At 40.5% G+C, this 4,110-nt stretch carries 6 protein-coding genes; all 6 read right to left on the reverse strand.

Annotated features, from left to right (window positions below; genetic code table 11):
- On the reverse strand, positions 1-296 hold a 296-nt coding region (locus tag BLT_RS21840; protein ID WP_035425791.1), incomplete at its 3' end, for a S1 RNA-binding domain-containing protein.
- Between the two features lie 93 nt (positions 297-389).
- Positions 390-977: a lysophospholipid acyltransferase family protein gene (locus BLT_RS0112085; protein WP_017728056.1), complete on the reverse strand. Its 588-nt coding sequence runs from the start codon at positions 975-977 to the stop codon at positions 390-392.
- Positions 978-979: 2 nt separating this feature from the next.
- A complete protein-coding gene (gene cmk / locus BLT_RS0112090) occupies positions 980-1,651 on the reverse strand; it encodes a (d)CMP kinase (RefSeq protein ID WP_017728057.1) in 672 nt (223 codons plus the stop codon).
- A 147-nt stretch (positions 1,652-1,798) separates the two neighbouring features.
- On the reverse strand, positions 1,799-2,470 hold the full coding sequence (locus BLT_RS0112095; RefSeq protein ID WP_017728058.1) for a flagellar brake protein: 672 nt from the start codon (positions 2,468-2,470) through the stop codon (positions 1,799-1,801).
- 129 nt (positions 2,471-2,599) lie between these two features.
- The gene (ypeB, locus tag BLT_RS0112100; RefSeq protein WP_017728059.1) at positions 2,600-3,949 is read right to left on the reverse strand and encodes a germination protein YpeB; all 1,350 of its coding nucleotides are present in this window, start codon (positions 3,947-3,949) and stop codon (positions 2,600-2,602) included.
- A 20-nt stretch (positions 3,950-3,969) separates the two neighbouring features.
- Positions 3,970-4,110 (reverse strand): cell wall hydrolase (locus BLT_RS21845; RefSeq protein WP_017728060.1); only part of this gene is annotated, 141 nt, incomplete at its 5' end.

Consider the following 4,110-nt stretch of genomic DNA (forward strand, 5'->3'; position numbering starts at 1 on the left):
GCCTTATCAAGATTGTCCCAAGCTTTTTCCGCCTGCACGGCGCGTTTTGAAAGAACAAGTTCATCATCTTCGGATTTAAGAATTTTTAACTCTAACTCGTCTCCGACAGAAAGAACATCGCTTACCTTTTCTACGTGTAAGCTGGAAAGTTCACTAATAGGCACAATGCCATCTACCTTGAAGCCCACATCAACAAACGCCTGCTTGTCTTCAACCTTCGTAACCTTTCCTGAAACGATGTCTCCTACAGAAAAGGGCTTCATGTCTTGTACTTCATTGTTCATTTCATCGACCATTGACTTTTGCCTCCTTCAATCACCCGCATATCGCTAGGGGAATCTGACTTTGTATATAAACATCTTTCACGTCTGCGAAAGAGTATTTAACGACTATGCCCTTTGATGAGCCTCGTAGAGCTTTCTTATTTCACTCATAATCACTTCCGTTGCTTCATCGGCAGATATTTTTTGCTCTCTTAAAGCTTGAAAATCAATCGGCTTCCCGTACACCATTTTTACTGTTTTAAAGCGGCGAAAAGGTCCGATGATCGCGCAAGGAACAACAGCTGCATCTGTTCGTAAAGCGAAAAATCCTGCACCTGCTAGTCCTTTTCCTATTTTCCCGTCTTTGCTACGTGTACCTTCAGGAAACAAACCAAGAATTTCTCCATCCTTTAGATATTGGATTCCTGTTCGAAGCGCTTGCTTGTCTCCCATTCCACGCCTCACTGGAAAAGCACCAAGCCTCGGCAAAAGCCCCTTTAAAATCGGCTTCTCAAAAAGCTCTTGCTTCGCCATAAAATGAACTTGCCGATCTAGGTATGCTCCAAGTAATGGTGGGTCATAATTGCTAATATGATTGCAGCAAAGAAGGACACCTTTGTCTTTTGGAAGATTTTCTTTCCCAATCACCTCTACATGATAGAAGGCGGAAAGAAACGTACGGCATACAAACTGTCCAATTGTATAAATTGTCATCGTCACGCCCGCTCCTTTGCCAATGTGATGATTGCTTCTGAAACCTCATCAATGGAAAGGGAGGTTGTGTCGATCTCGACAGCGTCTTCTGCTTTTCTTAAAGGAGCAAATGCCCGATTGGAATCCAATTCATCTCTTTTTACTATATCAACCTTCAATTGCTCAAGATCTGAAGAAAACCCTTTTGAACGGTTTTCTTCATAGCGTCGTTTGGCACGTTCTTCAACCGAAGCTGTCAGAAAAACTTTTAATTCAGCATTTGGCAAGACAAAGGTGCCAATATCTCGGCCATCTAAAACCGCTCCCCCTTGACTTGCTAATCGCTGCTGTTGTTCGACCATTTTCTCTCTTACTTCTCGATGACTTGCGACAAGTGAAACATGTTTGGTTACCTGGTCCGTGCGAATGCTAGCCGTCACTTCTTCATCATTCACATACACCTTCGTATCATTTTCTCCATCCTCTAACTTGATCGAAACAGCCTCTAATAGTTCCAGCAAAGCACGTCCATTATTTAAGTCGATTCCTTTTTTTAACGCAGCGTATGTTAACGCACGATACATCGCTCCTGTGTCGATGTACAGATAAGACAATGCTTTTGCTACCTTTTTTGCCACCGTGCTTTTTCCTGCACCAGCAGGTCCATCAATAGCAATATTCATATTTCCCTTCATTCTTACACCTCATATGTCTAACCAACAGCCGAAAATTAATGTAACATTTATTCAGCCCTGCGAGGACTCAATTAATCAAATAATTCAATCAATATGATACCACATTCCATACTATTGGTCTAATAATAAAGACCGCTTCCATTTTTGCTACTCATTCTTTCGTTTTAATTGGAGCTGTCTTTCAAAACAATAACGGATCATTTTCTGCTGACTTGCTGGTTCTATCTCTTCAAATTGAAGTGATGCTCTCTCTCTTGCCTCAGGCCTTGGTCTAAATATACGAATAATCTTGCATAGCGCTTGAACAAACGCTGTTTCACCTGATTGAAGGTGGAGAGCAAACCAGCAATTGACTTTTCCTTCATGAGGCATTTTTACGCCAACAGGAATAACAATCGCTGCCCCTCCTCCACTAAGATCAAGCGTCACCGTTCGGAAAGGCGTAAAAGACGCCCCATCAATCGGATGAACAGCAACATCTGCAGTCGCTTCAACACGTACATAATTTCTTCGTTGAATGCGTATATAATTTTCGTTTCCTGGGTCATTTAATATAAGCATCGGTATATCGCTTTTTTTTCTTCCTAATATCTCTGTATCAAACGCATACATCACATCATCTTTTCCAATGAACCACACACGAAATTGCGTCCCATCGTAAAAAAATCCCGGTTTTTTCGTCTCTTGGTTAATTGGATAATCAATCATGAGCGTTCCATCTTCCCGATCAACGAGACGGCAACGAAAGCGAAGAACTTTATTTTCACCCTCACTTTTGTCATTAAGCTCTAAAAATATCGTTGAACCGATTTCGATCACTGATTTCTACCTTCCTCTCCAGAACCATCATCGTCAACAACCTTTTCCTTATTACCGTTAATTGTACTATACATTATCGCATGAATTGACAAAAAGAAGAAGCAGAACTTGCTTCTTCTTCACATATTCCTACGTAAAATCATACACAGGCTCTGCTTCTGGAAGTCGATCCACACGCTCTTCTTCTCCGTCTTCCGCATTGACAAAAATACGATACGTTTTGTCTTTAATGACGCCAAAAAACTCATAGCACAACACTTCATCCCCTAGATCATTCATCGTTATTGCAAGATGATCTTCCATGACTTGAAGTCGAGGATTTAGCTGTTTTTCTGCTTCTTCCATTGTCAGCTTGGGCTCAGGAAGCTTTCGATCTTTATGATTGACGAGATAGTTTGTCGCTTCATACCCAACAATATCTCCATTATCTAATGCGACTTCAAGAGTAATTGAATCTGAATAAATTCTTACATTGTCTTGCAAATAGACAAACTCAAACACACCAATTGAATCGTATTGCTTGCTATCAACAAGCTGCATATTTTTTATGCCCCGTTTTTTTAAATACTCTTCAGCAATATTTGATGCTTCGTTAAAGCTGATGTCTTGATCAGAAATTTGCCGCTCCTGTAAAAACCAAATGGGATGACCACCTTGCTTTGTAATATCCATATAATAATGGGATTTTTCATTAGGGTCATCGATCACTAAGCTATAGGCTTGATACGGTAACCCTTTACCTGTCTCACTCACCTCCACTTTGGTATTTTCACCCATCTCCAGGTAATCTAGAGCGATATTTTTCGCCTCTGCTTTCGAAATTTTTTTCCCGTCGAGTCGTTTCGCAAGCTTGTCTTCGTTAATGTTTTGAGCTGCCATCCCAGCGCCCCACTCAACCTCGCTCACGCCCTTCATTTTTTCATCCATTAGATGAAAGCCATTTAACACAGCATTATCTAATGGTTGTTCCTGTGCCTTAAACTCTTTATCAATATCTAGAAACCGCATGTCCTGCTTTAACATTGTTGCCTGTGTTTTTCTCAGTTCATTTTTAATATCCTTAGAATAGCTATATAATTTTTCAAGGGTTCCGTATTCTTTATCAGTCAGTGGTTCACTCTCTAAATCACGAATCGATGTTTTGTAGCTAAATGTACCAAGCTTGTCTAAAAACTCTTCTGTTTTTGTAAGATCTACCGCAGCTAAAGGCAGCTGCCCAACCTCTTCTTTTGCTAAACTTGTTACCCGCCAAACTTCTGCAAGTGAAGGAGTTAACTGTCGCTGTGTATTCATTGCAAGTGTTTTTCCCAACTCATCTTCAATTTGATCTAAATGGTATGCCAATTCATGAAAAGCTCGCTGATAATGAGATTCTGCATTTAATGCAAGCACTTGGTTTCGATCCTTTTCTTGATATGCCCAATAGCCAGTCCCAATAAGCGCTAATGCTAAAATACCAATAATAAAATTTCGTATCATCACCAATCACCTCCAATAAATTACTCGCAAAAGATATGTTTTCCAATTTTTTTAATTTGTGGTCTTGTCCAAATCCAACCTGACGTCGCTGTATCTGGGTTAAAATAGTAAAGCGCATTTCCACTCGGATCCTGTCCGTTTAGGGCATCCAATACGGCTCC

Origin of the sequence: Halalkalibacterium ligniniphilum, assembly GCF_000334155.1 — a bacterium.
Taxonomy (GTDB): domain Bacteria; phylum Bacillota; class Bacilli; order Bacillales; family Bacillaceae_D; genus Halalkalibacterium; species Halalkalibacterium ligniniphilum.

Excerpts from the sequence above, each read along its gene's own strand:
- BLT_RS0112085 (WP_017728056.1), bottom strand. The coding sequence starts at position 977 with ATGACAATTTATACAATTGGACAGTTTGTATGCCGTACGTTTCTTTCC.
- cmk (WP_017728057.1), bottom strand. The coding sequence starts at position 1,651 with ATGAAGGGAAATATGAATATTGCTATTGATGGACCTGCTGGTGCAGGA.
- ypeB (WP_017728059.1), bottom strand. The coding sequence starts at position 3,949 with ATGATACGAAATTTTATTATTGGTATTTTAGCATTAGCGCTTATTGGG.